The organism is Streptomyces radicis, from assembly GCF_003626575.1.
In the GTDB taxonomy this organism is placed as follows: Bacteria; Actinomycetota; Actinomycetes; order Streptomycetales; family Streptomycetaceae; genus Streptomyces; species Streptomyces radicis.
Genome location: NZ_RBDY01000001.1, coordinates 132164 through 156417, shown reverse-complemented (window position 1 = coordinate 156417; position 24254 = coordinate 132164). Strand labels below are relative to the sequence as shown.

Annotated in this window: 21 protein-coding genes and 1 tRNA gene; 9 read left to right on the top strand and 13 right to left on the bottom strand. The window is 72.6% G+C overall.

Going from position 1 to position 24254, the window contains the following annotated elements; genetic code table 11:
• Positions 1 to 83: 83 nt before the first annotated feature.
• Positions 84 to 1028, top strand: a complete 945-nt coding sequence (locus tag D7318_RS00685; RefSeq protein WP_120694833.1) for a RecB family exonuclease — start codon at positions 84 to 86, stop codon at positions 1026 to 1028.
• A gap of 63 nt (positions 1029 to 1091) precedes the next feature.
• Entirely contained in the window at positions 1092 to 1760 is a 669-nt protein-coding gene (locus D7318_RS00680; RefSeq protein ID WP_120695200.1) for a response regulator, read from the top strand.
• Between the two features lie 39 nt (positions 1761 to 1799).
• On the opposite strand, the gene D7318_RS00675 is transcribed toward D7318_RS00680, so the two are convergent.
• The 3 genes from D7318_RS00675 to metH form a co-directional block, all read right to left on the bottom strand.
• Positions 1800 to 3395, bottom strand: coding sequence for an ABC transporter substrate-binding protein (locus D7318_RS00675; protein ID WP_408055429.1), 1596 nt, complete (start codon positions 3393 to 3395; stop codon positions 1800 to 1802).
• Between the two features lie 43 nt (positions 3396 to 3438).
• Positions 3439 to 4170: an HAD family hydrolase gene (locus D7318_RS00670; protein ID WP_120694832.1), complete on the bottom strand. Its 732-nt coding sequence runs from the start codon at positions 4168 to 4170 to the stop codon at positions 3439 to 3441.
• A gap of 127 nt (positions 4171 to 4297) precedes the next feature.
• Complete coding sequence (gene metH, locus D7318_RS00665) at positions 4298 to 7813, bottom strand: methionine synthase (protein ID WP_120694831.1); 3516 nt, start codon at positions 7811 to 7813, stop codon at positions 4298 to 4300.
• Positions 7814 to 8027: 214 nt separating this feature from the next.
• On the opposite strand from metH, the gene D7318_RS00660 reads away from it, so the two are divergent.
• From D7318_RS00660 to D7318_RS00650, 3 genes are all read left to right on the top strand, one after another.
• Positions 8028 to 8792, top strand: a complete 765-nt coding sequence (locus tag D7318_RS00660; RefSeq protein WP_120694830.1) for an IclR family transcriptional regulator — start codon at positions 8028 to 8030, stop codon at positions 8790 to 8792.
• A gap of 199 nt (positions 8793 to 8991) precedes the next feature.
• A complete protein-coding gene (gene glpK / locus D7318_RS00655) occupies positions 8992 to 10518 on the top strand; it encodes a glycerol kinase GlpK (protein ID WP_120694829.1) in 1527 nt (508 codons plus the stop codon).
• A gap of 224 nt (positions 10519 to 10742) precedes the next feature.
• Entirely contained in the window at positions 10743 to 11732 is a 990-nt protein-coding gene (locus D7318_RS00650; protein WP_120694828.1) for a PAC2 family protein, read from the top strand.
• A 33-nt stretch (positions 11733 to 11765) separates the two neighbouring features.
• Here D7318_RS00650 and mshC read toward each other — a convergent pair whose 3' ends face one another.
• The 5 genes from mshC to D7318_RS00625 form a co-directional block, all read right to left on the bottom strand.
• Positions 11766 to 12995: a cysteine--1-D-myo-inosityl 2-amino-2-deoxy-alpha-D-glucopyranoside ligase gene (gene mshC, locus D7318_RS00645; RefSeq protein ID WP_120694827.1), complete on the bottom strand. Its 1230-nt coding sequence runs from the start codon at positions 12993 to 12995 to the stop codon at positions 11766 to 11768.
• A 52-nt stretch (positions 12996 to 13047) separates the two neighbouring features.
• A complete protein-coding gene (locus D7318_RS00640) occupies positions 13048 to 13893 on the bottom strand; it encodes an SCO1664 family protein (protein WP_120694826.1) in 846 nt (281 codons plus the stop codon).
• On the bottom strand, positions 13854 to 14447 hold the full coding sequence (locus D7318_RS00635; RefSeq protein WP_120694825.1) for a DUF3090 domain-containing protein: 594 nt from the start codon (positions 14445 to 14447) through the stop codon (positions 13854 to 13856). Before D7318_RS00635 ends, D7318_RS00640 begins: the two co-directional genes overlap by 40 nt.
• 65 nt (positions 14448 to 14512) lie before the next feature.
• Complete coding sequence (locus D7318_RS00630; protein WP_120694824.1) at positions 14513 to 15205, bottom strand: MSMEG_4193 family putative phosphomutase; 693 nt, start codon at positions 15203 to 15205, stop codon at positions 14513 to 14515.
• Between the two features lie 33 nt (positions 15206 to 15238).
• Positions 15239 to 16288: an LLM class F420-dependent oxidoreductase gene (locus D7318_RS00625; protein ID WP_120694823.1), complete on the bottom strand. Its 1050-nt coding sequence runs from the start codon at positions 16286 to 16288 to the stop codon at positions 15239 to 15241.
• Positions 16289 to 16374: 86 nt separating this feature from the next.
• Here D7318_RS00625 and D7318_RS00620 point away from each other — a divergent pair, with 86 nt between their 5' ends.
• Both D7318_RS00620 and D7318_RS00615 read left to right on the top strand, forming a co-directional pair.
• Positions 16375 to 17361: an aldo/keto reductase gene (locus D7318_RS00620; RefSeq protein WP_120694822.1), complete on the top strand. Its 987-nt coding sequence runs from the start codon at positions 16375 to 16377 to the stop codon at positions 17359 to 17361.
• Positions 17358 to 19292, top strand: coding sequence for a helix-hairpin-helix domain-containing protein (locus D7318_RS00615; RefSeq protein ID WP_230423225.1), 1935 nt, complete (start codon positions 17358 to 17360; stop codon positions 19290 to 19292). The genes D7318_RS00620 and D7318_RS00615 overlap by 4 nt, the downstream gene beginning before the upstream one ends.
• Positions 19293 to 19313: 21 nt before the next feature.
• Here D7318_RS00615 and D7318_RS00610 read toward each other — a convergent pair whose 3' ends face one another.
• Complete coding sequence (locus D7318_RS00610; RefSeq protein ID WP_120694820.1) at positions 19314 to 19970, bottom strand: hypothetical protein; 657 nt, start codon at positions 19968 to 19970, stop codon at positions 19314 to 19316.
• A 47-nt stretch (positions 19971 to 20017) separates the two neighbouring features.
• Between D7318_RS00610 and D7318_RS00605 the strand changes: the two genes are divergently transcribed.
• Complete coding sequence (locus D7318_RS00605; RefSeq protein ID WP_077062428.1) at positions 20018 to 20206, top strand: DUF5703 family protein; 189 nt, start codon at positions 20018 to 20020, stop codon at positions 20204 to 20206.
• Between the two features lie 47 nt (positions 20207 to 20253).
• Here the strand turns inward: D7318_RS00605 and D7318_RS34715 are convergent, their stop codons facing one another.
• From D7318_RS34715 to D7318_RS00590, 3 genes are all read right to left on the bottom strand, one after another.
• Positions 20254 to 20985 (bottom strand): chaplin, encoded by a 732-nt coding sequence (locus D7318_RS34715; RefSeq protein ID WP_120694819.1) that lies wholly within the window; start codon positions 20983 to 20985, stop codon positions 20254 to 20256.
• Between the two features lie 138 nt (positions 20986 to 21123).
• On the bottom strand, positions 21124 to 21357 hold the full coding sequence (locus tag D7318_RS00595; protein WP_120694818.1) for a chaplin: 234 nt from the start codon (positions 21355 to 21357) through the stop codon (positions 21124 to 21126).
• Positions 21358 to 21501: 144 nt separating this feature from the next.
• The gene (locus tag D7318_RS00590; protein WP_120694817.1) at positions 21502 to 22842 is read right to left on the bottom strand and encodes a M20/M25/M40 family metallo-hydrolase; all 1341 of its coding nucleotides are present in this window, start codon (positions 22840 to 22842) and stop codon (positions 21502 to 21504) included.
• Positions 22843 to 23001: 159 nt separating this feature from the next.
• Between D7318_RS00590 and D7318_RS00585 the strand changes: the two genes are divergently transcribed.
• A tRNA-Leu gene (locus tag D7318_RS00585) sits at positions 23002 to 23086 on the top strand.
• Positions 23087 to 23175: 89 nt separating this feature from the next.
• Here D7318_RS00585 and D7318_RS00580 read toward each other — a convergent pair.
• Positions 23176 to 24222: a tyrosine-type recombinase/integrase gene (locus tag D7318_RS00580; protein ID WP_183091243.1), complete on the bottom strand. Its 1047-nt coding sequence runs from the start codon at positions 24220 to 24222 to the stop codon at positions 23176 to 23178.
• Positions 24223 to 24254 lie beyond the last annotated feature (32 nt).

Below are 24254 nucleotides of genomic sequence, written 5' to 3'. Positions count from 1 at the left end.
CGCGCCCGAATCCTGCCGTGCGTGCGGGCCCGGAGTCGATGGTATGCCGCTGAGTGTCAGTGACGCGCCGTAGGGTTCGCTCCATGACTGGGTCCGCCGCCACGCCTCCTGACTCGCTTTCGCCGTCGAGGGCCGCCGATTTCATGCGGTGTCCCCTGCTGTACCGCTTCCGGGTGATCGACAAACTGCCCGAGGAGCCGAACGCCGCGGCCACCCGTGGGACGGTCGTGCACGCCGTGCTCGAGCGGGTCTTCGACGCGCCGGCGGCGCAGCGCAGCGTGCGGCGGGCGCGTTCGCTCGTGGTGGGCGAGTGGGAGCGCCTGCTGGCCAAGCGGCCCGAGCTGGCCCGCCTGTTCACCGGTTCGGGTGAGGACGGCTCAGGTGAGGGCGGCCCGGGTGAGGACGGCGGCGGTGAGGGGATCGACGCGGCGCGGCTGGCCGAGTGGCTGACGGGGGCGGAGGAGCTGGTCGAGCGGTGGTTCTCGCTCGAGGACCCGACGCGTCTCGAGCCCGCGGAGCGGGAGTTGTTCGTGGAGACGCGCCTCGAGTCGGGGCTGCGGCTGCGGGGCGTCATCGACCGGGTGGACATCGCGCCGACGGGCGAGGTCCGCGTCGTGGACTACAAGACGGGGAAGGCGCCGCGTTCGGAGTTCGCGGGCGAGGCGCTGTTCCAGATGAAGTTCTACGCGCTGGTGCTGTGGCGGCTGCGGGGCACGGTGCCGCGGCGGCTCCAGCTGGTGTATCTCGGCAGCGGGGACGTGCTGACGTACGACCCGCAGGAGGCGGATCTGCGCAGCGTGGAGCGGAAGCTGCTCGCGCTGTGGGAGGCCATCCGCCAGGCGACCGAGACGGGCGACTGGCGGCCGAGTCCCGGGCGGCTGTGCGACTGGTGCGACCACAGGGCCCGTTGCCCCGCGTTCGGCGGCACTCCCCCGCCCTATCCGCTGATGATCCAGCCCAGGCTGCCGTTGGACGACCGCGCCCCCGCGGGTGCGGCGGAGGCGGGGAGGACTGAGGGAGGGGGGTGAGCGAGAATGGTGCGCGGTCCCGAGTGACCCGTGCCGTACCCCCGAGCGAAGGGCGACCCCGTGCTGCCGATCCGCGTTCTGCTGGTCGACGACCAGCCGCTGCTGCGCACCGGATTCCGGATGATCCTCGAGGCCGAGCACGACCTGGCCGTCATCGGGGAGGCCGGGGACGGGGTGCAGGCGCTCGACCAGGTGCGGGCGTTGCAGCCCGACGTGGTGCTGATGGACATCAGGATGCCGCGGATGGACGGGGTGGAGGCGACGCGGCGGATCACGGGTCCCGAGAAGGACGGTCCGGCGAAGGTGCTCGTGCTGACCACGTTCGACCTGGACGAGTACGTCGTGGAGGCGCTGCGGGCGGGGGCCAGCGGCTTCCTGCTCAAGGACGCGCCCGCCGGTGAGCTGGTGCAGGCGATCCGGGTGGTGGCGGCGGGCGAGGCGATGCTGGCGCCGAGCGTGACGCGGCGGCTGCTCGACATGTACGCCGGGAAGCTGCCATCGGGCGAGGAGTCGGTGCCCGACGCGCTGAGCACGCTGACGGAGCGCGAGGTCGAGGTGCTCAAGCTCGTGGCGCGCGGCCTGTCGAACGCCGAGGTCGCCGCCGACCTCTTCGTCAGCGAGACGACGGTGAAGACCCATGTGGGCCATGTGCTCACCAAGTTGGGGCTGCGCGACCGGGTGCAGGCCGCGGTGTTCGCCTATGAGAGCGGCCTGGTGCGCCCGGGCAACTGAGCCGGGTCATGGGCCGGGCCCCGGTGCGCTCCGGGGGCCTCAGGACTCGGACTTGCCGATCTCCCAGAAGCGGAAGACGGTGGAGGCGTCCAGGGTCCACTGGAGTCCGTCGATGCCGTCGGCGGCGACGGCGTACTGCTTGCCCTGCCAGAGCGGGATCAGCGGCAGCTCATCGGCGACGATGTCCTGGAGCGTGGCGAAGTCCTCGACGGTCCGGCCGCGGTCGCTCTCCTGCTCGGTGCGCGGGATCAGCTCGTCGGTGATGCGGGGGGACTCGTAGTTGTTCTCCAGGACGTTGCCCTCGCCGAAGAAGGGGGCCGTGAAGTTGTCGGGGTCGGGGTAGTCGGGCACCCAGCCGCGGACATAGGCGCCGTAGTCGCCGTCGCTGACGCCCTCGGCGAACTCGTCGGCCGGGACGCTGCGCACCGACGCGTCGAACAGGCCGCTGGCGTTGAGCTGGTCGGCGATGTACTCGAACGCCGCCTCGGTGTCGGGTCCGAACCTCGCCGGGGTGACCCACAGGGTCAGCTCCACGGGGTCGGTGTGGCCGGACTCGCGCAGCGCCTCCTCGGCGAGGTCGGGGCGCGGGAGGTCGCCGTAGGTGTCGAAGAACGCGGTGTTGTGGCCGGTGATGCCGACCGGGACGACCGAGTACAGCGGCTCGGCGGTGCGCCGGTAGACGTCGCGTGTGAGGGTGCCTCGGTCGATGAGGTGGGCGATGGCGCGGCGGACGCCGGGGTCGCCGGCCACGGGGTCGTCCATGTTGAACACCAGATGCTGGACCTCGGCGCTCGTGCCGTCCACGACCTTGACGCGGCTGCCGCCCGCGATGGTCGAGCTCTCCAGGTCGGCGATGTCGCTCGCGGCCAGGCCGCGGTAGGCGACATCGACCTCGCCGTTCTCCACCGCGGTCCTGAGGGCCTGCTGGTCGCCGTGGAAGAGGCGCAGGGTGACCTCGGCGTTCTTCCGCTCGGCCGGGCCCTGGTAGTCGTCGTTGGCCGCGAAGACGGCCTCGCCGTCGCCGTAGCTCTCCAGGGTGTAGACGCCGGAGCCGACGGCCTCGCCGTCGGTGCGCAGCTCGTCCGCGGGGTAGGAGCGGTGGTCCACGATGGACCCCGCGCCCGAGGCGATCTTCTGCGGGAAGGTGGCGTCGGGCTGGTTGAGGTGGAACGTGACGGTCCGGTCGTCCGGCGTCTCTATTCGGTCGATCGTGGAGAGCATCACGGCGGGCCCGTCGGGGTCGTTGATGCTCAGCGTGCGGTCGAAGGAGAACTTGACGTCGCGGGAGGTGAGCTCGTGCCCGTTGCTGAAGGTCAGGTCCTCGCGCAGGGTGCAGGTGAAACGCTGGCTGACCCGGTCGGTGAAGCCGCAGGACCTGGCGGCCTCGGGCTGCGGCTCGGTCCCGCCGGGCGGGAAGCTGAGGAGCGACTGGAAGACGTTGTTGAACACCAGCCAGGAGCCGGGGTCGTAGCCGGAGGCCGGGTCGGTGGCCAGCACCTCGTCGGTCATCCCGACGACCACTCGCTCGGCGTCGCCGGGCCCTTCGTCGCCGGTGAGGCCGCAGCCGCCGAGCAGCAGGGCCGTGACAAGCCCGAGGGTCGTCGGGAGTGGCGCCAACGCACCTCGTCGCCTCACGGGTCTTCCTCTTATCCTTGCTGCGGGACCGGCCGCCACGACCCTAGTCCGCCGAAACCCCGTTCCTCAGGTGAGAAACATCACGGGCCGCGAGGGAGCGCAGCAGAGGGAGGTCGACCCGCTCCAGCGAGTCCACGACGGTGCGCCCCGAGGCGGCCGGGATGGGGGCCACCGAGGGAACGGCGATCACGAGGCAGCCGGCCGCCTCGGCGGACGCCACGCCGGTGGCGGTGTCCTCGATGGCGACGCAGCGCGCGGGGTCGGCGCCGAGGCCCGCGGCCGCGGCGAGGTACGGGTCGGGGTGCGGCTTGGTGCGCGGCAGCTCGTCGCCCGCGACGGTGAGCGCGAAGTGCTCGGGTCCCAGGGAGACCAGCATGCGGTCGATGACGGTCCGGTGGGACGCGGAGACCAGGGCGGTGGGCACCCGGTGGGCGGCCAGCTCGGTCAGCAGCCGCCTGGCGCCCGGCATCAGCGGAACGCCGCGCTCGAGGCGGCGCAGAAAGCCCGCGTTGAGCAGCACGCGCAGCTCGTCCAGGGTGATGTCGGCGCCGGTGACCTCGATGAGGTACCCGGCGCTGCGGGTCATGGGGCCGCCGACCACGACCTCGCGGTGCTCGTCGGCCAGCTCGTGTCCCAGGGCGCCGAAGACCTCGACCTCGGCGTCCCACCAGAAGCCCTCGGTGTCCACCAGCGTGCCGTCCATGTCGAGCAGCACGGCCTGCGGGCCGCCGTCGTACGGCGCCCTGACATCCATGGCGGGCAGGGAACTCGTCATCCGCACACCTCCACAAGTCCACAAGGGACGCGCAGGCCGGCCGCCCTGGGGGGCGACCGGCCTGTACCGGACCGATCAGTCTACGTCGGCGCTCGGGAAGCCGCCCGGGCCATATCACCCGGACGGGTCAACGGGCGTTGAAATAGTTGGCTTCCGGATGGTGAAGGACGATGGCGTCCGTGGACTGCTCGGGGTGCAGCTGGAACTCCTCGGAGAGCGTGACGCCGATGCGCTCGGAGCCGAGCAGCTCGGCGATCTTGGCGCGGTCCTCGAGGTCGGGGCAGGCGGGGTAGCCGAGGGAGTAACGGCAGCCCTGGTACTCGGTGCGGAACATCCCGTCGAGGCCCGCGGGGTCGTTGCCCCCGATGCCCAGGTCGGCGCGGACCCTGGCGTGCCAGTACTCGGCGAGCGCCTCGGCGAGCTGGACGGACAGGCCGTGCAGCTCCAGGTAGTCGCGGTAGGAGTCGGCCGCGAACAGCTCGGCGGTCGCCTCGCTCACCCGGGGCCCGATGGTCACGGTCTGGAGCGCGACGACGTCCGTCTCGCCCGACTCGGCGGGGCGGAAGAAGTCGGCCAGGCACAGCCGTCGGCCGCGGCGCTGGCGCGGGAAGGTGAAGCGGGTGCGCTCCTTGCCCTCGTCGTCCAGGATCACCAGGTCGTCGCCCTCGGCGTGGCAGGGGAAGTAGCCGTGGACGACGGCCGCCTCCAGGAGGTTGTCGGTGTGCAGCCGGTCGAGCCAGCCGCGCAGCCTCGGCCTGCCCTCGGTCTCGACCAGCTCGGCGTGGTCGGGCCCCTCGCCGGTCCGCGTGGCCTTCAGGCCCCACTGCCCCTTGAACAGCGCGTCCTCGTCGAGCCACTCCGCGTAGTCCTTGAGCGGGATGCCCTTGACGACGCGGGTACCGAGGAACGGCGGGGTGGGGATGGGGACATCCGTGGCGGTGTCGGAGCGGACAGGGCCGCCGTCGCCGCCGTCGGCCTCGGGCAGCGGGGCCGAACGGCGGGCGACGCGGCGGGGCTTGAGCTCGGGGAGAGTGGCGCCCGGGACGCCGCGCTTGACGGCGACCAGGGCATCCATCAGCCGCAGCCCCTCGAACGCGTCCCGGGCGTAGCGGACCTCGCCGCGGTAGATGTCGTGCAGGTCCTGCTCGACATAGGCGCGGGTGAGGGCGGCGCCGCCCAGGATGACGGGGTAGTCGGCCGCCATGCCGCGGTGGTTGAGCTCCTCCAGGTTCTCCTTCATGATCACCGTGGACTTCACCAGCAGCCCCGACATGCCGATGACGTCGGCCCGGTGCTCCTTCGCGGCGTCGAGGATGGCGGAGACCGGCTGCTTGATGCCGAGGTTGACCACGTTGTAGCCGTTGTTGGTCAGGATGATGTCCACCAGGTTCTTGCCGATGTCGTGGACATCGCCGCGGACGGTGGCCAGCACGATGGTGCCCTTGCCGTCGGCGCCCGACTTCTCCATGTGCGGCTCGAGGTGGGCCACGGCCGCCTTCATCACCTCGGCGGACTGGAGGACGAACGGCAGCTGCATCTGCCCGGAGCCGAACAGCTCGCCGACGACCTTCATGCCGGACAGCAGCGTGTCGTTGACGATGTCGAGCGCGGGGCGTTCGGTCAGCGCCTCGTCGAGGTCGGCCTCCAGGCCCTTGCGCTCGCCGTCGACGATCCGGCGCTTCAGGCGCTCGTCGAGGGGCAGCGCGAGCAGCTGCTCGGTCTTGCCCGCGCGCATCGACCTGGCGTCCACGCCCTCGAACAGCTCGAGGAAGCGCTGGAGCGGGTCGTGGTCGGGGGTGCGCCGGTCGTGGATGAGGTCGCGGGCGGCCTCGACCTGCTCGGCCTCGATCCGGGCGATCGGCAGGATCTTGGCGGCGTGCACGATCGCGGAGTCGAGCCCGGCCTGGACGCACTCGTCGAGGAAGACGGAGTTGAGGACGAGCCGGGCGGCGGGGTTGAGGCCGAAGGAGATGTTGGACAGGCCCAGGGTGGTCTGCACGTCGGGGTGGCGGCGCTTGAGCTCGCGGATGGCCTCGATCGTGTGGAGGCCGTCCCTGCGGGACTCCTCCTGGCCGGTACAGATGGTGAACGTGAGGCAGTCGATGATGATGTCCGACGTGGCCACGCCCCAGTTCGTGGTGAGGTCGGCGATCAGCCGTTCGGCAATGGCGACCTTGTGCTCGGGCGTCCTCGCCTGGCCCTCCTCGTCGATCGTCAGGGCCATGAGCGCGGCGCCGTGCTCGGTGGCAAGCCGGGTGACCCTGGCGAAGCGGGAGTCGGGCCCGTCGCCGTCCTCGTAGTTCACAGAGTTGATCACGGCCCGGCCGCCGAGCTTCTCGAGTCCGGCCTCGAGCACGGCGGGCTCGGTGGAGTCCAGCACGACCGGCAGCGTCGACGCGGTGGCGAAACGACCCGCCAGCTCGGCCATGTCGGCGACGCCGTCGCGGCCGACGTAGTCCACGCACAGGTCGAGCATGTGGGCGCCCTCGCGGATCTGGCCGCGCGCCATCTCCACGCAGTCGTCCCAGCGCCCGGCCAGCATCGCCTCGCGGAACTTCTTCGAGCCGTTGGCGTTCGTCCGCTCGCCGATGGCCAGATAGGACGTGTCCTGGCGGAACGGCACGGTCTGGTAGAGCGACGAGGCCCCCGGCTCGGGGCTGGGGTCGCGGGGCGCGGGCCGCAGGTCGCGGACCCGCTCCACCACCTGGCGCAGGTGCTCGGGTGTGGTGCCGCAGCAGCCGCCGACGAGCGAGAGGCCGAACTCGCCGATGAACGTCTCGTGCGCGTCCGCCAGCTCGGCGGGGCCCAGGGGGTAGTGCGCGCCGTCCTTGCCGAGGACGGGCAGCCCGGCGTTGGGCATGCAGGACAGCGGAACGCGGGCGTGCCGGGCGAGATAGCGCAGGTGCTCGCTCATCTCGGCCGGGCCCGTCGCGCAGTTGAGGCCGACCATGTCGATGCCCAGCGGCTCGAGGGAGGTCAGCGCGGCGCCGATCTCGGAGCCGAGCAGCATCGTGCCGGTCGTCTCGACCGTGACCTGGACGATCAGCGGCAGGTCGGCGCCCGCGGCGGTCAGGGCGCGCCGGGCGCCGAGGACGGCGGCCTTGGTCTGGAGCAGGTCCTGGCTGGTCTCCACGAGCAGCGCGTCGGCGCCGCCCTCGATCAGGCCATCGGCGTTGCGCTGGTAGGCGTCGCGCAGGGCCGGGTAGGTGATGTGGCCGAGGCTGGGCAGCTTGGTGCCGGGGCCGATCGAGCCGAGCACCCAGCGGGGGCGGCCGTCCTCGGCGGCGAACGCGTCGGCGGTCTCGCGGGCGACGCGCGCGCCGGCGGCCGAGAGCTCGGCGATGCGCTCGGGGATCTCGTACTCGCCGAGGGCGGAGAGGTTGGCGCCGAAGGTGTTGGTCTCGACGCAGTCGACACCGGCATCGAAGTAGGCGCGGTGGACGGAGGCGACGATGTCGGGGCGGGTGACGTTGAGGACCTCGTTGCACCCTTCGAGCTGCTGGAAGTCCTCCAGCGTCGGCTCCTGCGCCTGGAGCATCGTGCCCATGCCGCCGTCGGCGACGACGACGCGGGAGGCGAGGGCCTCCCTGAGCGCGGCGGCTCGCTCGGCCTGGGGCGCGAAGGGCGGGCTGGATGAGGCCATGGGCATGCTCCCTGGGGTGCGACGGCTGTCGGCTATGCGCGTCGTGAACGAAGCGCACCGAATCAGCCTAACGGCCGTGGCCCCCGCCGGGGGAGACACCACGGCGGGGTGCGCGCTCCCGATGCGCCCGTTACCCCGCCACCAATCGGCATCGTCCGCTATCGTTCGGCATTGCCGAACTTCCTCGGTCGTCGAGGGCGGACAGGAGGCGGACATGGCGCGGAGCATCCAGTCGCTCGAGCGCGCCGCCGCGGTGCTGCGGCTGCTCGCCGGCGGCGAGCGGCGGCTCGGGCTCACCGACATCGCCTCCGCCGTCGGGCTCGCCAAGGGCACGACGCACGGGCTGCTGCGGACCCTGGCCAAGGAGGGCCTGGTCGAGCAGGACCCGACCAGCGGCCGGTACCGGCTGGGCGCCGAGCTGCTGCGCCTGGGCAGCGGCTATCTGGACACCCACGAGCTGCGCGCGCGGGCGCTGGTGTGGACGGACGACCTGGCGCGCGCCACGCGGGAGAGCGCCTACCTCGGGGTGCCGCACGGGCAGGGCGTGCTGCTGCTGCACCACGTCTTCCGCCCCGACGACAGCCGCCAGGTGCCCGAGGTGGGCGCGTTGCACCCGTTGCACAGCACGGCGCTCGGCAAGGCGCTCGCCGCGTGGGACCCGGCCGTGCGGGCCGAGGCGTCGAAGGGGGCGCTCGAGGCGTTCACCGAGCTGACGGTGGTGGATCCGGCGCGGTTCGGCGCCGAGCTGGAGCGGGTGCGGGCCAGGGGCTGGGCGAGTGACGTGGGCGAGACGTGGGACGGCGTGGCCTCGATCGCGGCGCCCGTCCTTGACCGCGGGAGGGCGGCCGTGGGCGCGGTGGGCATCAGCGGGGCGGTCGAGCGCGTGCTCGCCGAAGGGGAGCCGCGGCCCTGGCTGGTCGCGGCCGTCAGGGACTGTGCGCGTTCCGTGTCGCGCGAGCTGGGAGCCGGGCGCTTCTAGGACAATCCAGGCACACCCGAGCGTTATCTGTCGCACGACCCTTGACGGCGGTCGCAACCGAGGAGAAAACTGCCGTGCCATGGTCGGCATTGTCGAACGTCGGCCGACTGTCGGCCGGGGACCGGCACCGTCGCGGCCGGCACGCGCACCACGCCGTTCTGCCCCCTGAAGCCGCCCGGACCCGATCAGGAGCCGCCGCATGACCGACGCCATCGCCACCAACGAGTACATCGCCGCCATCGACCAGGGCACCACCTCGAGCCGCTGCCTGATCTTCGACCGCGACGGCCACGTCATCTCCGTCGCCCAGAAGGAGCACGAGCAGTACCTGCCCAAGCCGGGCTGGGTGGAACACGACGCCGCCGAGATCTGGACGAATGTCCAGGAGGTCATGGCCGGCGCCCTCGCGAGCGCTCGCATCGGCAAGGAGCAGGTCAAGGCGATCGGCATCACCAACCAGCGCGAGACCACGATGCTGTGGGACAGGGCGACGGGCGACCCGGTGCACCACGCGATCGTCTGGCAGGACACCCGCACCGACGCGCTGACCCGCGAGCTCGGCCGCGAGGGCGGCATGGACCGCTTCCGCCGCCAGACAGGGCTGCCGCTCTCCGCGTACTTCGCGGGTCCAAAGGTCCGCTGGCTCCTGGACAACGTCGAGGGCCTCAGGCAGCGCGCCGAGCGGGGCGAGCTGCTCTTCGGGACGATGGACTCCTGGGTCATCTGGAACCTGACGGGCGGCGTCGACGGCGGGGTCCATGTCACGGACGTCACCAACGCCTCCCGCACGATGCTGATGGACCTGCGCACCCAGCGCTGGGACGAGGGCCTGTGCGAGGCCATCGGCGTCCCGTCCTCGGTGCTCCCCGAGATCAGGTCGTCGTCGGAGGTCTACGGCAACGCCAAGGGCGGCGCGCTCGACGGCGTCCCGGTCGCATCGGCGCTCGGCGACCAGCAGGCGGCGTTGTTCGGGCAGACCTGCTTCTCGGTCGGCGAGGGCAAGTCCACCTACGGCACCGGAACGTTCCTGCTGATGAACACCGGCACCGAGGCCATCAACTCCTACGCCGGGCTCATCACCACCATGGGCTACCGCATCGGCGACCAGGAGCCGGTGTACGCCCTCGAGGGCTCCATCGCCGTCACGGGCGCGCTCGTGCAGTGGATGCGCGACCAGCTGGGGCTGATCAAGACCGCGCCCGAGATCGAGGACCTGGCCAGGACGGTCGAGGACAACGGCGGCGCCTACTTCGTCCCGGCGTTCTCCGGCCTGTTCGCGCCGCACTGGCGCGCCGACGCGAGGGGCGTGATCGCGGGCCTGACGCGTTACGTCACCAAGGCGCACATCGCCAGGGCCGTGCTGGAGGCCACGGCGTGGCAGTCCAAGGAGATCGTGGACGCCATGCGGAAGGACTCGGGCACCAAGCTCACCTCGCTCAAGGTGGACGGCGGCATGGTCGCCAACGACCTGCTGATGCAGACCATTTCGGACTTCCTCGACGTCCCCGTGGTGCGCCCCGAGGTGGCCGAGACGACGAGCCTGGGCGCCGCCTACGCCGCCGGTCTCGCGGTCGGGTTCTGGACCGACGTCGAGGACCTGCGGGCCAACTGGCGCAAGGACGCCGAGTGGACCCCCGGCATGGACCCGGCCGAGCGCGACAAGGAGTACGCGTACTGGCGCAAGGCCGTGGACCGCACGATGGGCTGGCTCGAGGACGGCGACTGACGCCTCACTCCCCGGCCCTCCAGGGCCGCGGGCACCGGTCCCTCCCGGCCGGTGCCCGCCCCCGCCCTCGCGCTCCGTCACGGGCGATCACGGAGCGCACGCGGTGCCCATGCGTAGCAAGGCTGCTGGTTGGGCACGGTCACGCCGTAGGCTGGGGCCGCACGGAACAGTTACGGCAGCCGGGCCGGGGCTTCCCACCCGACCCGGCCGGGAGGAGGCGCTGGGTGATCGAGCTCGACGGGGTTCCCGAGCTGGTCGACCCGGTCATGGTGGCCGCGTTCGAGGGCTGGAACGACGCCGGTGACGCGGCCTCGGCCGCGGTGGCGCACCTGGAGCGGGAGTGGAAGGGCGAGGTGTTCGCGGCGCTCGACGCCGAGGACTACTACGACTTCCAGGTCAACCGCCCGCACATCTGGCTCGACGGCGGAGTGCGCCGCGTCACCTGGCCCACGACCCGCCTTTCCGTGGTCAGGATCGGCTCCGAGCACGGCCCGGTGAAGCGCCGGGACCTGGTGCTGGTCCGCGGCATCGAGCCGAGCATGCGCTGGCGTTCGTTCTGCAACGAGATCCTCGGCTTCGCCCACGAGTTGGGCGTCGAGATGGTGGTCGTCCTGGGCGCGCTGCTCGGCGACACCCCGCACACCCGTCCCGTCCCCGTCACCAGCGTGACCTCGGACGAGGACCTGGCCCGCACCCTCGACCTCGAGGAGTCGCGGTACGAGGGGCCCGCCGGCATCGTCGGGATCCTCCAGGAGGCGTGCACCCACGCGGGGGTGCCCGCGGTGACGCTGTGGGCGGCCGTTCCGCACTATGTCGCGCAGCCGCCCAACCCCAAGGCGTCGCTCGCGCTGCTGCACTCGCTCGAGGACCTGCTCGGCCTCGGCATCCCCATGGGCGACCTGCCGGACGACGCCCGCGCGTGGCAGATCGGCGTCGACCAACTGGCCGCCGAGGACAGCGAGGTGGCGGACTACGTCAAGTCGCTCGAGGAGGCCAGGGACACCGCCGACCTGCCGGAGGCCACGGGCGAGGCGATCGCCAAGGAGTTCGAGCGGTATCTGCGCCGCAGGGACGGGCAGCCGTCCGCGGGGGACGCGAGCGGCTCGTATCTGCGCGATCCCGGCAGCGGAAGGACCAGGCCGCGCAAGCGGCCTTCCGAAGGGGACCAGGGCCAGGGCCCGCAGGATCAGGGGCCCGCGGACTCCGACGACTGACGAGCCGTCGGCGCCCGCGGGGCCCGGGGGGAGCTACAGGGCGACGCCGAGGAGCGCGTCCACGGCGCGGGAGACGACACCGGTGGCGCCGGTGTCCCCGCCGCCGCCCGCGGCCTGGTCGGCCGCCCAGCGGTCCACGGCGGCCAGCGCCGCGGGGGCGTTCAGGTCGTCGGCGAGCGCCGCGCGGATCTCCTCCACCACGGCGTCGGCCGGTGGCCCGTCGGGGCGCGAGACGGCGGCCCGCCACGCGGCCAGCCGCCCCTCGGCCGACGCCAACTCCGCGTCGGTCCACTCCCAGTCGGCGCGGTAGTGGTGCGCGAGCACCGCGAGCCGGATCGCCGCGGGGTCGACCCCGGCGCCGCGCAGCCGGGAGACCAGGACGAGGTTCCCGCGGGACTTGGACATCTTCTCGCCCTCGTACCCGACCATTCCGCTGTGCACATAGGAGCGGGCGAACGGGTGGGCGCCGGTGAGGACATGGGCGTGCGACGCGCCCATCTCGTGGTGCGGGAAGGCGAGATCGGACCCGCCGCCCTGGATGTCGAAGCCCATGCCCAGGTGGTCGAGCGCGATGGCGACGCACTCGATGTGCCAGCCGGGGCGCCCAGGGCCGAGCGACGCGCCGTCCCACGAGGGCTCGCCGGGGCGGGCCGCCTGCCACAGCAGCGGGTCGAGGGGGTTCTTCTTGCCGTCCCTGCCGGGGTCGCCGCCGCGCTCGGCGGCCAGGGTCAGCATGGTGTCGGCGTCGAGGCCCGCGACGGACCCGAAGTGCCGGTCGGACTCGACGGAGAAGTACACGTCTCCGTCGAGCTCGTAGGCCGCGCCGCTGTCCCGCAGCCGCTCGACGAGGGGAACGATGTCGGCTATGGCCTCGACCGCGCCGATGTAGTCCCGCGGCGGCAGGACCCGCAGCGCGGTCATGTCCTCGCGGAACAGCGCGATCTCGCGCTCCGCGAGCGCCGTCCAGTCCTCCCCCGTGGCGGCGGCCCGCTCGAGCAGCGGGTCGTCGACGTCGGTGACGTTCTGCACATAGTGGACCTGGCGCTGGGTGTCGAGCCAGACCCGCTGCACGAGATCGAACGCGATGTAGGTGGCCGCGTGTCCGAGATGGGTGGCGTCGTAAGGGGTGATGCCGCAGACGTAGAGCCGGGCGACGGGACCGGGCGTGAGGGTGACGCGGCGGTCCGTCGCGGTGTCGTGAATCGAGAGATCACGGCCTTGACCGGGCAGAACGGGAACTTTGGAGGCTGGCCAGGCATACATGCCCCGAGCCTAACCGGCCGAGGCCGCCACTACGACAGGGCCGAAGCGCCTCTCACACCAGCGGCCAGGGGATCGCGGGCCACTCGCCGCCCGGGCTCGGCAGGCGCCCGGTGTCGAGCAGGGCGGCCGTCCTGGCGCGCAGCGCGTCGCACTCCGCCGGCGTGATCAGCTCCGCGAGCCTGGTGGACAGCGGGGTGCCGTCGGCGAGTTGGGCGTCAAGGGTCCGCAACGCCTCCCGCGCGGGCCCGGGCAGCGGCTCGCCCGCCCAGCCCCACAGGAGGGTGCGCAGCTTGTTCTCCGTGTGGAACGTCACGCCGTGGTCGATCCCGTGGAGTCGGCCGTCGGCCAGGGGCAGCAGGTGCCCGCCCTTGCGGTCGGCGTTGTTGATCACCGCGTCGAGGGTGGCCACGCGCCGCAGCCGCTCGTCGTCGGCGTGCACCAGCAGGGCGGAGCGGCCGGGGGCGACCTCGGCGAACCCGACGGCCTTCCACCCTGGCCCCGGCTCGTCCGCGTCGACGAGCGCGAGGAGGTCGCCCGGGCCCTGCGGGACGTCCTCGTCCTCGGGCGTGGGCCCGACCCACAGCTGGCACATGCCGGTGCCGAGCGGGCCCTCGCGCAGGACCGTGAGCGGCACGATGTCCCAGCCGAGCGCGCGGGAGACCTCGTACGCCGCCACCTCGCGCTGCGCCAGGGTCCCGTCGGGGAAGTCCCACAGCGGGCGCTCCCCCGCGACCGGCTTGTACACGCACGGCACGCTGCGCCCGTCCAGCTCGGCGGTGGCGTAGAGCACCGCGTTGGAGGCGTCCGTGATCCGCCCGACCACCGTCAGCTCGCCACGGGCCAGCACCTCGCCCGCCGTCACATCCGGCTGCGCCGGTATCCGTTCTGGCGCGGACATACGTGTCCCTCCGGGTCGAGCGGGAGACTGCACAGGGGGCAGGGCGGGCGCCCGGCGTTGACGACCTCGAGGGCGCGCTTGGCGAACGCCCTCGCCATGGTGCCGCTGAGCCGGACCCGCAGCATCGGGGGGCCGTTCTCGTCGTCGCGCAGCAGGCGCTCCTCGGCCTCGGCGAACGCCTCCTCCGACTCGGCGTCCAGCTCGACGAGGGCCTGCGCCTCGACGATCATCCGCTCGCTGTCGCTGTCCCACGCCAGGGCCATGGTGCCGACGCGGAACTCCTCCTCGACGGGGGTCTCGAGCGGGTCGGTGTCGCTCAGCTCGGCGGGCGCGACGGCGGGCACGGTGGTGTTGCCCCCGGAGCGGCGCACCACCTCGTCAAGCAGCTCGTCGATGCGCTCCGCGAGCGCCTCCACCTGGGCCTTCTCCAGAGCGACGCTGGTGGTACGCCCTGCCGCCGTGGCCTGTAGAAAGAAGGTACGGCGGCCAGGCAGTCCGACCGTCCCGGCGACAAAGCGTTCGGGAGGGTCGTAGAGGAACACCTGACGGGACACGTACTGCTCCGTGGGGTCGACTGCTTGGGACACTGGCACCCTACTGCGCTTGGCGATCACCGTGCCTAGGCACCACCGCCCACCGGCGCCTCGGTGGCCTCCGCCGCGTCCCGCGTCGATTCCTCGGTGTGCGGGACGAACTCGGCCAGGTCGCCGGTGTCCCCGAAGCGCAGCAGCAACGGCGGGCTGCCGTAGCGGATCGCGGTGAGCGACGCGGGGTGCGGGGCGATGCGCTGGAACAGGTCGAGGTGGAGGCCGAGGGCGTCGGCCACGATCGCCTTGATGTTGTCACCGTGGGTGCACATCAGCCAGACCGCGTCGGGGCCGTGGTCGGCGGCGACCGTGGCGTCCCAGCCGCGCGCGGCGGCGACCACGCGGGCGTGCACGTCGCGCAGCGCCTCGCCGCCGGGGAAGACCACGGCGGACGGCTGGCTCCTGACGGTGGCCATCAGCGGCTCGTGGGCCAGCTCCTTGAGCGCGCGGTTGGTCCACGCGCCGTAGTCGCACTCGGTGACCCGGTCGTCGGCGTGCACGGGCAGCTCGGGGCGGGCGGCGCGCAGGGGCGCCAGGGTCTGCGCGCAGCGCTCCAACGGGCTGTGCACGGCGAGCGCCAAGGGAACGCCGGACAGCCGGTCGGGCAGGGCCGCGGCCTGGGACTCGCCGTGGTCGTCGAGCCGGACGCCGGGGGCGCGACCGGCCAGCAGGCCAGCGGAGTTGGCGGTGGTCCGACCGTGTCGGAGGAGCAGCAGGGTGGGCATGTCGCCAGCGTAGGCCCTGGAGCGGGAGCGTTCTCAGGCGAGCCCGGCGCGTTCCAACGCCTCCGCGCCGGCGCGCAGGCCCGCGACGCGCTCCTCCAGCGTGAAGCCGGCGGGCGCGAGCGACAGGGTGGTGACCCCGGCGTCGGCGAACGCCCGCATCCGGTCGGCGATCCGCGCGACGGGGCCGATCAGCGTGGTGTCGTCGATGAGCTGGTGCGGGACCGCGGCGGCCGCCCCGTCCCTGTCGCGGGCGAGATAGCGCTCCTGGATCTCCGCGGCCTCCTCGGCATAGCCCATGCGCTGGGCGAGGCGGTTGTAGAAGTTCTGCTCGCGGGAGCCCATGCCGCCGACGTACAGCGCGGTGTACGGCCTGAACTGGTCGGCCAGCGCGGGGATGTCGTCGCCGAGCGCCAGCGGGACCGTGGGCACCACGTCGAAGCCCTCGAGGCCCTTGCCGACCTTCGCGCGCCCGGCGCGCAGGGGCGCGAGCGCCGTCTCCTCGGCGTGCGCCGGGGAGTAGAAGAGCAGGAGCGCGCCGTCGGCGATCTCGCCGGTCTGGGTGAGGTTCTTGGGGCCGATGGCCGCGATGTACAGCGGGATGTGCGGGCGGACGGGGTGCACGGTGAGCTTGATCGGCTTGCCAGGACCCCCCGGCAGGGGCAGCGTCCAGTGCTCGCCCTCGTGGGTGAGCCGCTCGCGCGAGAGCGCCTTGCGGACGATCTCGACGTACTCGCGCGTGCGGGCCAGCGGCCGGTCGAACGCGACGCCGTACCACCCCTCGGACACCTGGGGCCCCGAGACGCCGAGGCCGAGCCGGAAGCGCCCGCCGGAGAGCGTGTCGAGCGTCGCCGCGGTCATCGCCGTCATGGCGGGGGCGCGGGCCGGGATCTGGAGGATGGCCGAGCCGACGTCGATCCGCTCGGTCCGCGCGGCGACCCAGGCGAGCACCGAGGGCACGTCGGAGCCGTACGCCTCGGCGGCCCAGCACACCGCGTACCCCAGCCGGTCCGCCTCCTGGGCGACGGTGAGGTTGTCCGCGTCCATCCCGGCTCCCCAGTAGCCGAGGTTGATCCCCAGTCGCATGTCCGCTCCTCCAGGCCGCCCTTACCGGTCGGTAACCCACCGGTCCCTCGGACTGTACCGTCTGGCCGCAAGTACGCTCAACGCCCATGGATCTCAGGCACCTGGGCCGGACCGGCCTGCGCGTTTCCCGGCTCGGACTCGGCACCCTCACCTGGGGGCGCGACACCGGGGAGCAGGACGCGGCGGAGCTGCTCAAGGTGTTCTGGGCGGCGGGCGGCACCCTGGTGGACACCGCGGACGTCTACGGGGACGGCGGGGCCGAGTATCTGCTGGGTCGGCTGGTGGGCGACCTGGTGCCGCGCGCCGAGGTGGTGATCGCGACCAAGGCGGGCAGCGTTCCCGACCCCGACCGCCGCTTCGACGGCTCGCGCGGGCACCTCCTCGCGGCCCTCGACGCCTCGCTCACGCGGCTGAACACCGACTATGTCGACCTGTGGCAGGTGCACGCCTTCGACCCGGCGACACCGCTCGACGAGACGCTCCAGGCCGTTGACATCGCGGTGGCCAGCGGCCGCGCCCGCTACGCCGGGGTCTCCAACTTCTGCGGCTGGCAGCTCGCCAAGGCCGCCACCTGGCAGCTGGCCTCGCCGGGGACGCGGACCCGGCTCGCCAGCACGCAGATGGAGTACTCGCTGCTCCAGCGCGGCGTCGAACGCGAGGTGCTGCCCGCCGCGTCGGACCTGGGCATCGGGCTGCTGCCGTCGTCCCCGCTGGGCCGCGGGGTGCTGACGGGCAAGTACCGGCAGGGCACGGCGCCCCCCGAGTCGCGCGGCGCTTCGGAGGGGCTCGCGGCCTTTGTCGCGCCCTATCTCGACGAGACGGCGAGCCGGATCGTGGACGCGGTGACGATAGCGGCGGACGGGCTCGCGGTGACGCCGTTGCAGGTGGCGCTCGCGTGGGTGCGGGACAGGCCAGGGGTGGCCGCGCCCATCGTGGGCGCGCGGACGGCGCGTCAGCTGGGGCAGGCGTTGTCAGTGGAGGACCTTAGCCTTCCCGATGAGATCTGCCGGGCGCTGGACGACGTGTCGGCCCCGGTGCACCGTTACCCCGACCACGACTGGAGTGCGCTGTGACCGCGGAGAACGCCACCCCCTCGGAGGGCCCAGGATCCCGGGCCGACGAGCTGCGGGCCGCCGTGCGCGCGGTGGAGAGCGGGGAGCGCTCCGCCGACTCGTTCTTCACCAGGCCCACGCCCCCGCGCGCCCCCGCGCGCCCCCGCCGGGCGGCGGGGGCGGCGCCCGACCCCGCGGCCCCTGAGGCGCGGGGGCCCGTGGCGGTGCCGGCCGAGCTGCCGGGGCTGCTCGCGCGCGGTGGCGCGCCCGAGGCGCTCGCGCCCCGGGTGGCGGCGGCGCTCGGCGAGGGCGCGGCCGACGAGCTGCCCGCCGACCCGTGGCGGCTGCTCGAGGTGGCAGGGGTGCTCCCCGAGCAGGCGGACGGCTTCGCCAGGGCGCTGCTCGGCGAGGAGTGCGCCCCCGGCGACGAGCGCAGGACGCGCGCCCTGGTGGGCTGGCTGCTCGAGCGTGCCGCCCGCGCCGGGCACACCGCCGTGGAGCTGCCCTCGGTCGCCGAGGGGCTGGCCCGGCACGCCGTTCCCGACCCGGAGGCGGCGGTGCGCGACGCGATCGAGGCGGGCGCCGCCCTGGTCTTCCGCGAGCCGCTCGACGAGCCGACGGCGGGCGACGCCCCCGAGGAGGAGCCGAGGGTGCGGGTGCTGCTCGGCCTTGAGCGCCACGCCATGGCCGAGGAGGGCCTGGCCGACGGGCTGGCGCGGCTGCGCGGCACGTTCGGCGCGCTTCCCGACGCGGGCTTCCCCGCGGACGGCTGGGAGGTCGCGGCCGCGAGGGCGACGCCATCAGCGGCCGAGCTGTTCAGGGCCGCCGCGGGCGGCGCGGTGGTCGTGCACACCGGCGGTGAGGCGGCGCGCGCCGAGCCGTTGGCGCTGGTCGCGGCGGCGCGCGCGCTGGGGCTTCGGGCGTTCGCGGTCGCGCACGGCCCCGACGGGCGCGCGCGGCTGGCGGCGCTGCTGCCGCCCGCCGACGCGGAGGGCGCCGTCACGCTGACCGGGCTGCTGAGCGAGGCGGAGGGCCCGGGCCGCGACGAGGAGGGGCTGCTCGCGCTCGACCTGGTGGCCGTGCTCGACGCCGCGCAGCTGGGCGCGGAGGACGCGGCGGCGCTCGTCGAGTCACTGCCCGACGGCGCGCGCCTGGTGCTCAGCGGCGACCCCGCCCTGCTGGGAGCCGCGGGTCCTGGGCAGGTGCTCGCCGACCTGCTGGCCTCGGGGACCTGCCCGCGGGTCACGTCCCGCACGCCGGACCCCGGCCCGATCGGGGAGCTGGTCTCGGGCGTGGGCGCCGGGGAGCTGCTCCAGGTCGCCGCCCCCGACCGCGAGGTGGTGATCGTCCCGGTGCGGGACGCGGGCGAGGCGGTGCACCGCGCGGTGCAGCTGGTCACCGAGTCGGTGCCGCGGGCGTTCGGCCGGTCGCCGCGGGACGTGCGGGTGATCACGCCCGGGCACGGCGGCGCGGCGGGCACCCGGGCGTTGAACGCCGCGCTGAAGGAGCGGATCAACCCAGGGCCGGGCCGGTTCGGCGGCTTCGACCCCGGCGACCTGGTGGCCCACTCCCCCGCGGCAGGGCACACGCGCCTCGCGACGGTGGCCGACGCGGACGGCGAGGGGCTGTGGCTCGAGGGTCCCGAGGGGAAGTTCCGGGTGGCCAGGGAGCTGGTCGGGGAGACGGTGCGGCACGGCTGGGCCGTCACCGCGCACCAGGCGGCGGGCGGCCGTTGGCCCGCCGCGGTGGTGGTGCTGCCGGGCGACGCGGCGGCGGCCATCGACCGGTCATGGGTGTACACGGCGTTCGGCAGGGCCGAGCAGCACCTGTCGGTCGTCCAGGGCGTGGGCCCCGCGCTGGCCCGGGCGGTGGCCGAGCCCCCGGCCACCGAGCGGACCACCCGCCTGCGCGCGCTCCTGCGCGAGCAGGCGGTGTCCGGTGCGGCTCACTGAGGGCTGGGATCGGGCCTGGGGTCAGTCGACGGTGTCGAGGTCGTCCTCCTCGAATGCCTCGCTGATGTCGAAGCGGCACAGCACCCGCTCGGGATCGACGGCGTCGAAGGGGGCGGCCAGCCACTCCCCCGGCTCGGCCGGCTCGGCGGCCACGACCCAGAGCGTCGCGTCGCCCTCCTCGAGGCCGAACTCCTTGTGTCTGCTGGCGATTTCGTCCGGGTCGAACTCACCGAACAGCACGCCGAGCGCGGTCTGCATCCCCCGCCCCGCGGCGTCATCGTCCTCCGGCTCCTCGCCGTCCGTGGCCTCGGGATCCAGCTCGGCGACCCGCTGCGCCTGGGCCACCAGCCGCCTCGGCTCGACCAGCGAGTAATCCCTGCGGATGAACAGACTCAGCGCGACGGGCTCGTCGGGCCCCGAGTACGGGGTCACACCGTCCGTCTCGGGCACCTCGAACGGTGTGACCTCGTCGTAGACGTCGTACAGCAGCTCGTCGTACGCCTCACCCGCGGCTGCCATCTCGTTGAACGCGGCGAACACCGCGTCATCGTCCTCGTCGTCCCCTCCGGACGCCGAGCTGCGCCGTTCGATGACGGCGAGGTGCCGGTCGATCGCCTCTTTGAGCGCGTCGGCGGCGGCGCGGACTTGGGCAGCGGTGGGCTGCACGGCATCAGACATGGTGCAGACGGTATCGGCATCGAGGGCTTGCCCGCACAATAGATACGATGCCGGAATATGAGTTTCGCGATGTGTATGTGCCACGAGGGGTCTCCCGTGCCGCCGCCACCCGCCTGCTGACCGACCACGCCGAGTACGGGCACTGGGAGCTGGCACGGCTGCGCCTCTATCCGGACGGCAGCCGCCGGGTGCGGCTCCGGCGGAGGATCATCCGACAGCTACGCGCCACATGGTGACGCCCGGGACCCGCGTGCGCGGGTCCCGGGCGTCGAACCGGTCGTGCTCAGCCGCGGGCGGCCAGTCGACCGCGCCGGTAGAGCACGTAGCCGCCGACCAGCAGGCCCGCGCCCAGCGGCAGCGCGCCGGTCATCGGCAGGCCACTGCCCGTGGACGCCAGCTGCGGCCGCGCGTCGACGGAGTCACCGCTCTCCACCGGGTCACCGCCCTGGCTCCGCGGCGGCGTCGGGCCGTCGTCCGAGGACGGCGGGGTGCGGGGCTCCTCGTCGTCCGGCTCCTCGGAGCCTTCCGGCTCCTCCGGCTCGGGGGCCTCGGGCTCCTCCGGGTGCTCCGGCCGCTCGACCGGGCCGCCGTTGACGCACGTGTTGCCCGTGGTGCCGTTGCCGAGGCCGATGACGTCGATGGTGTTCCCGCAGGCGTTGACCGGCACGTCGACCGGCACCTGCACGGAGTTCCCCGACGCCACTCCGGGGGAGCCGATGGCGCCCCCGCCTGCCTGGGCTCCGCCGCCCCCGGCCCCCGCGTTCGACCCGCCGGTGTTGACACAGCTGTTGCCGAACGTGGGGTTCAGCGCGCCGACGACATCGACGGTGTTCCCGCAGGCGTTGACCGGCACATGGACCGGGACCTGCACGGAGTTCCCGGACGCCACTCCGGGGGAGAACGCGGCCGCGCCCGCCGCGTCCGAGTCGGCGTACGCGCTGCCGCCTGAGAGGGCGGTCAGCAGGCCGCCGGCGGCGGCCACGGTGATCAGGCCCTTGCTCGTGACCTGTCGCATGGTGTTTTCCCTGCCTTGTTGTCTCGTGGGTGCGGGGTGGGGGCTGAGGGCACCCGCACCCTCCATGCAGCCGGAACGGCCCCGGAGCGACGCGCGCTCCGGGACCGCGGCTAAGCCCTCATCGTGTGGGGCAGGGGATCACCTGGTGACGCAGGCGTTGCCGAAGGTGGGGTTCAGCAGACCGATAATGTCGACGGTGTTCCCGCAGAGGTTGACCGGGATGCTCACCGGGATCTGCACGGCGTTCCCGGAGAGGACACCGGGCGAACCGATCGCGGCGCCACCCGCGTTGGAGTCCGCAAGAGCCAGCCCCGAACCAGCCAGCACCAGCCCGCTGGCGGCAGCCGCAACGGCGGCGACCTTCTTGATCATTCTTCCTCCTTGTTGACAATGCGGTCCCTGCCGGGGACTGCACTTGCTGCAACGAGGAGGAAGAAACGAGGACACCAGGAGTCGTGTTCTTTCACTCACCTTGAGGAACGTCGCACATCAGCCCGATTTTCGGGTGATCTGCTCCTAACACTGGTCGAGGAAACGGTCCAGGACCCGGACGCCGAAGGTGAGGCCGTCAACCGGGACCCGCTCGTCGACGCCGTGGAACATGCCCGCGAAGTCCAGCTCGGGGGGCAGCTTCAGCGGGGCGAATCCGAAGCCGCGGATGCCCAGGTCGTCGAACGACTTGGCGTCCGTGCCACCGGAGAGCATGTAGGGCACGGCCCTGGCCACCGGGTCCTCGGCCTGGAGCGCGGACTGCATGGCGTCCACGAGCGCGCCGTCGAACGTCGTCTCGAGCGCCTTGTCGCTGTGCACGTCCTCCCGCTTCACCCGGGGCCCGAGGACGCGGTCGAGGTCGGCCAGGAACTCCTCCTCGAATCCGGGCAGGAAGCGGCCGTCCACGTGCGCGGTGGCCTGGCCGGGGATCACGTTGACCTTGTATCCGGCGTCGAGCTGGGTGGGGGCCGCGGTGTTCTGGAGGGTCGCGCCGATGATCTTGGCGATGCCGCCGAGCTTGTCGAGGGTCTCCTTCATGTTCTCCGGGTCGAGCTCCGTACCGAGCGCGTCGGACAGCTCGTCGAGGAAGGCCCGCACGGTCTTGGTGACGCGTACGGGGAAGGTGTGCCGCCCGAGGCGGGCCACGGCCTCGCACAGCTCGGTGATGGCGTTGTCCCGGTTGGTCATCGACCCGTGGCCCGCGGTGCCGTCGACGGTCAGCCGCATCCAGTGCATGCCCTTCTGGGCCGTCTCGATCAGGTAGAGGCGGAGGTTCTCGTTGACCGTGAACGAGAAGCCGCCGACCTCGCTGATGGCCTCGGTCACGCCCTCGAACAGCTCGGGGTGGTGATCGACGAGGAAACGCGCCCCGTGCACGCCGCCCGCCTCCTCGTCGGCGAGGAACGCCAGCACGATGTCCCGCGGCGGCTTGCGCCCGCTGCGCAGCCGGTCCCTGACGACGGCCAGGGTCATGGCGTCCATGTCCTTCATGTCGACCGCGCCCCGGCCCCACACGCAGCCGTCGGCGATCTCCCCGGAGAACGGATCGTGCGTCCAGTCCGCGGCGTTGGCGGGCACGACGTCGGTGTGCCCGTGGATCAGCAGCGCCGGGCGCGAGGGGTCGGTGCCCTCGATCCGGGCGACGGTGGAGGCCCGGCCCGGCCGGGACTCGAAGATCTTGGGCTCGAGCCCGACCTCGGCGAGCTGCTCGGCGACATACTCGGCGGCGGCGCGCTCGCCGGGGCCCGAGCCGTCGCCGTAGTTGCTGGTGTCGATCCGGATGAGATCGCGGCACAGCCCGACGACCTCGTCCTCAGCCCTCGGGCTGCCTCCAGTACGGTCCGATGTCGCGCTCGACTGGCTCACGCTGCCTCCTCCTACCGAGTTGTCCGCCCCATCCTCCCCTGTCCCGCCCGCCCGCCCCAAGGCCCATCTGCCCCGGCCACCCGAGGCCGTCGTCACGCCCCGGACTTTGCTATGGTTTCCACGTCACCGGGCACGAGCGGCCCGGTGGACACACACCCCGTCCGGGTGGCGGAATGGCAGACGCGCTAGCTTGAGGTGCTAGTGCCCGATTAAGGGCGTGGGGGTTCAAGTCCCCCCTCGGACACCCATAGAGACCCCTGTTGATCAGGGGTTTTTCTCTTGTCTGGCCCTCTGTGTGACCAACCACGCGACCAACGGGTCAGCGATCTTGTGTCAGGCCAGGCGAGCCAGCCCGATGCGGCCCGCGCTGCTGGCAGCGAGCTTGCGGGCCCCTTCCTCGCGGCGCTTGCCGTAGCGGGTCATCGTGTAGCCCGGGGAGTGGTGACGAGCGTTCGCCGAGATCTCCACGGGGTTCTCCTTGGCGTCCAGGGCGTTGGTGACGTAGCTGCTGCGCAGGTCGTGCAGGCGGATGCTCTCCGGCAGGCTGAGCCTGTCGCGGAGGCTTCGCCAGCGGGCCGACACCTTCTCGGGGTCTTGAGGGCCCCCCGCGCCGTCCCTGCGGAGCCTGAAGCCGTCCCGGGGGAACACAAGGCCGTGGTCCGTCCAGTCGTCGCCCAGACGCCGTTTCTCGGCTTCTACGCGGTCGCGCTGCCACCTGAGAACGGCCATGAGTGCCGGATCCACATAGATCACGGCGGCCGCATCGCCATCCTTTGTCAGTCGGCGCAGGTGGTAGGAGTTCCCCTCTTCCCCGACGACCCAGGACAGCTCGATCGCCGAGTTGTCCCACTGGATGGCTTCCCAGTGCAGTCCGAGAGCTTCACTGCGACGCAGGCCCGTAACGGCGAGAACCGTCCACAACGCCGCGTCCCGGAGACAGTGATGCGTCTCACCCTTGTCGCACGCCCGCATTCCGCAGGGCTGCCAGATGGCCCGGAGGACATCGGCCGTCTGACTGTCGTTGAGGGTGGGGTATCTCTGCTCCTTTGCCTTGATCTGCCGTTCCGTCGGCGGTTTCGCTGTCGCACAGGGATTGATGGGGATCAGCTTGGGGACTGCGGCACCCAGGGCAGCGGATAGAATGTTGTGAATATGGCGAACCGATTTCGGCCCCAAAGGTTCACCATTGTTCGAGGGGCAGGGTTGTTGTTCCAGCTTTCGGTACAGCTCATTCAGGATGTCGTCTGTGATCTCCTTGAGTTTCAGGTTCCCTATGTGGGGTTTGATGTGCAGGCGGATCTTCGTCTCGTAGCCTGCCTTGGTCGTGCCTTCCCGCCGGTGACCGGCATGCCAGCGGTCGAGCCAGGCGCCCAGGCGCATGTCTGAGCTGCTTACGACCCTCCCCTGATCGC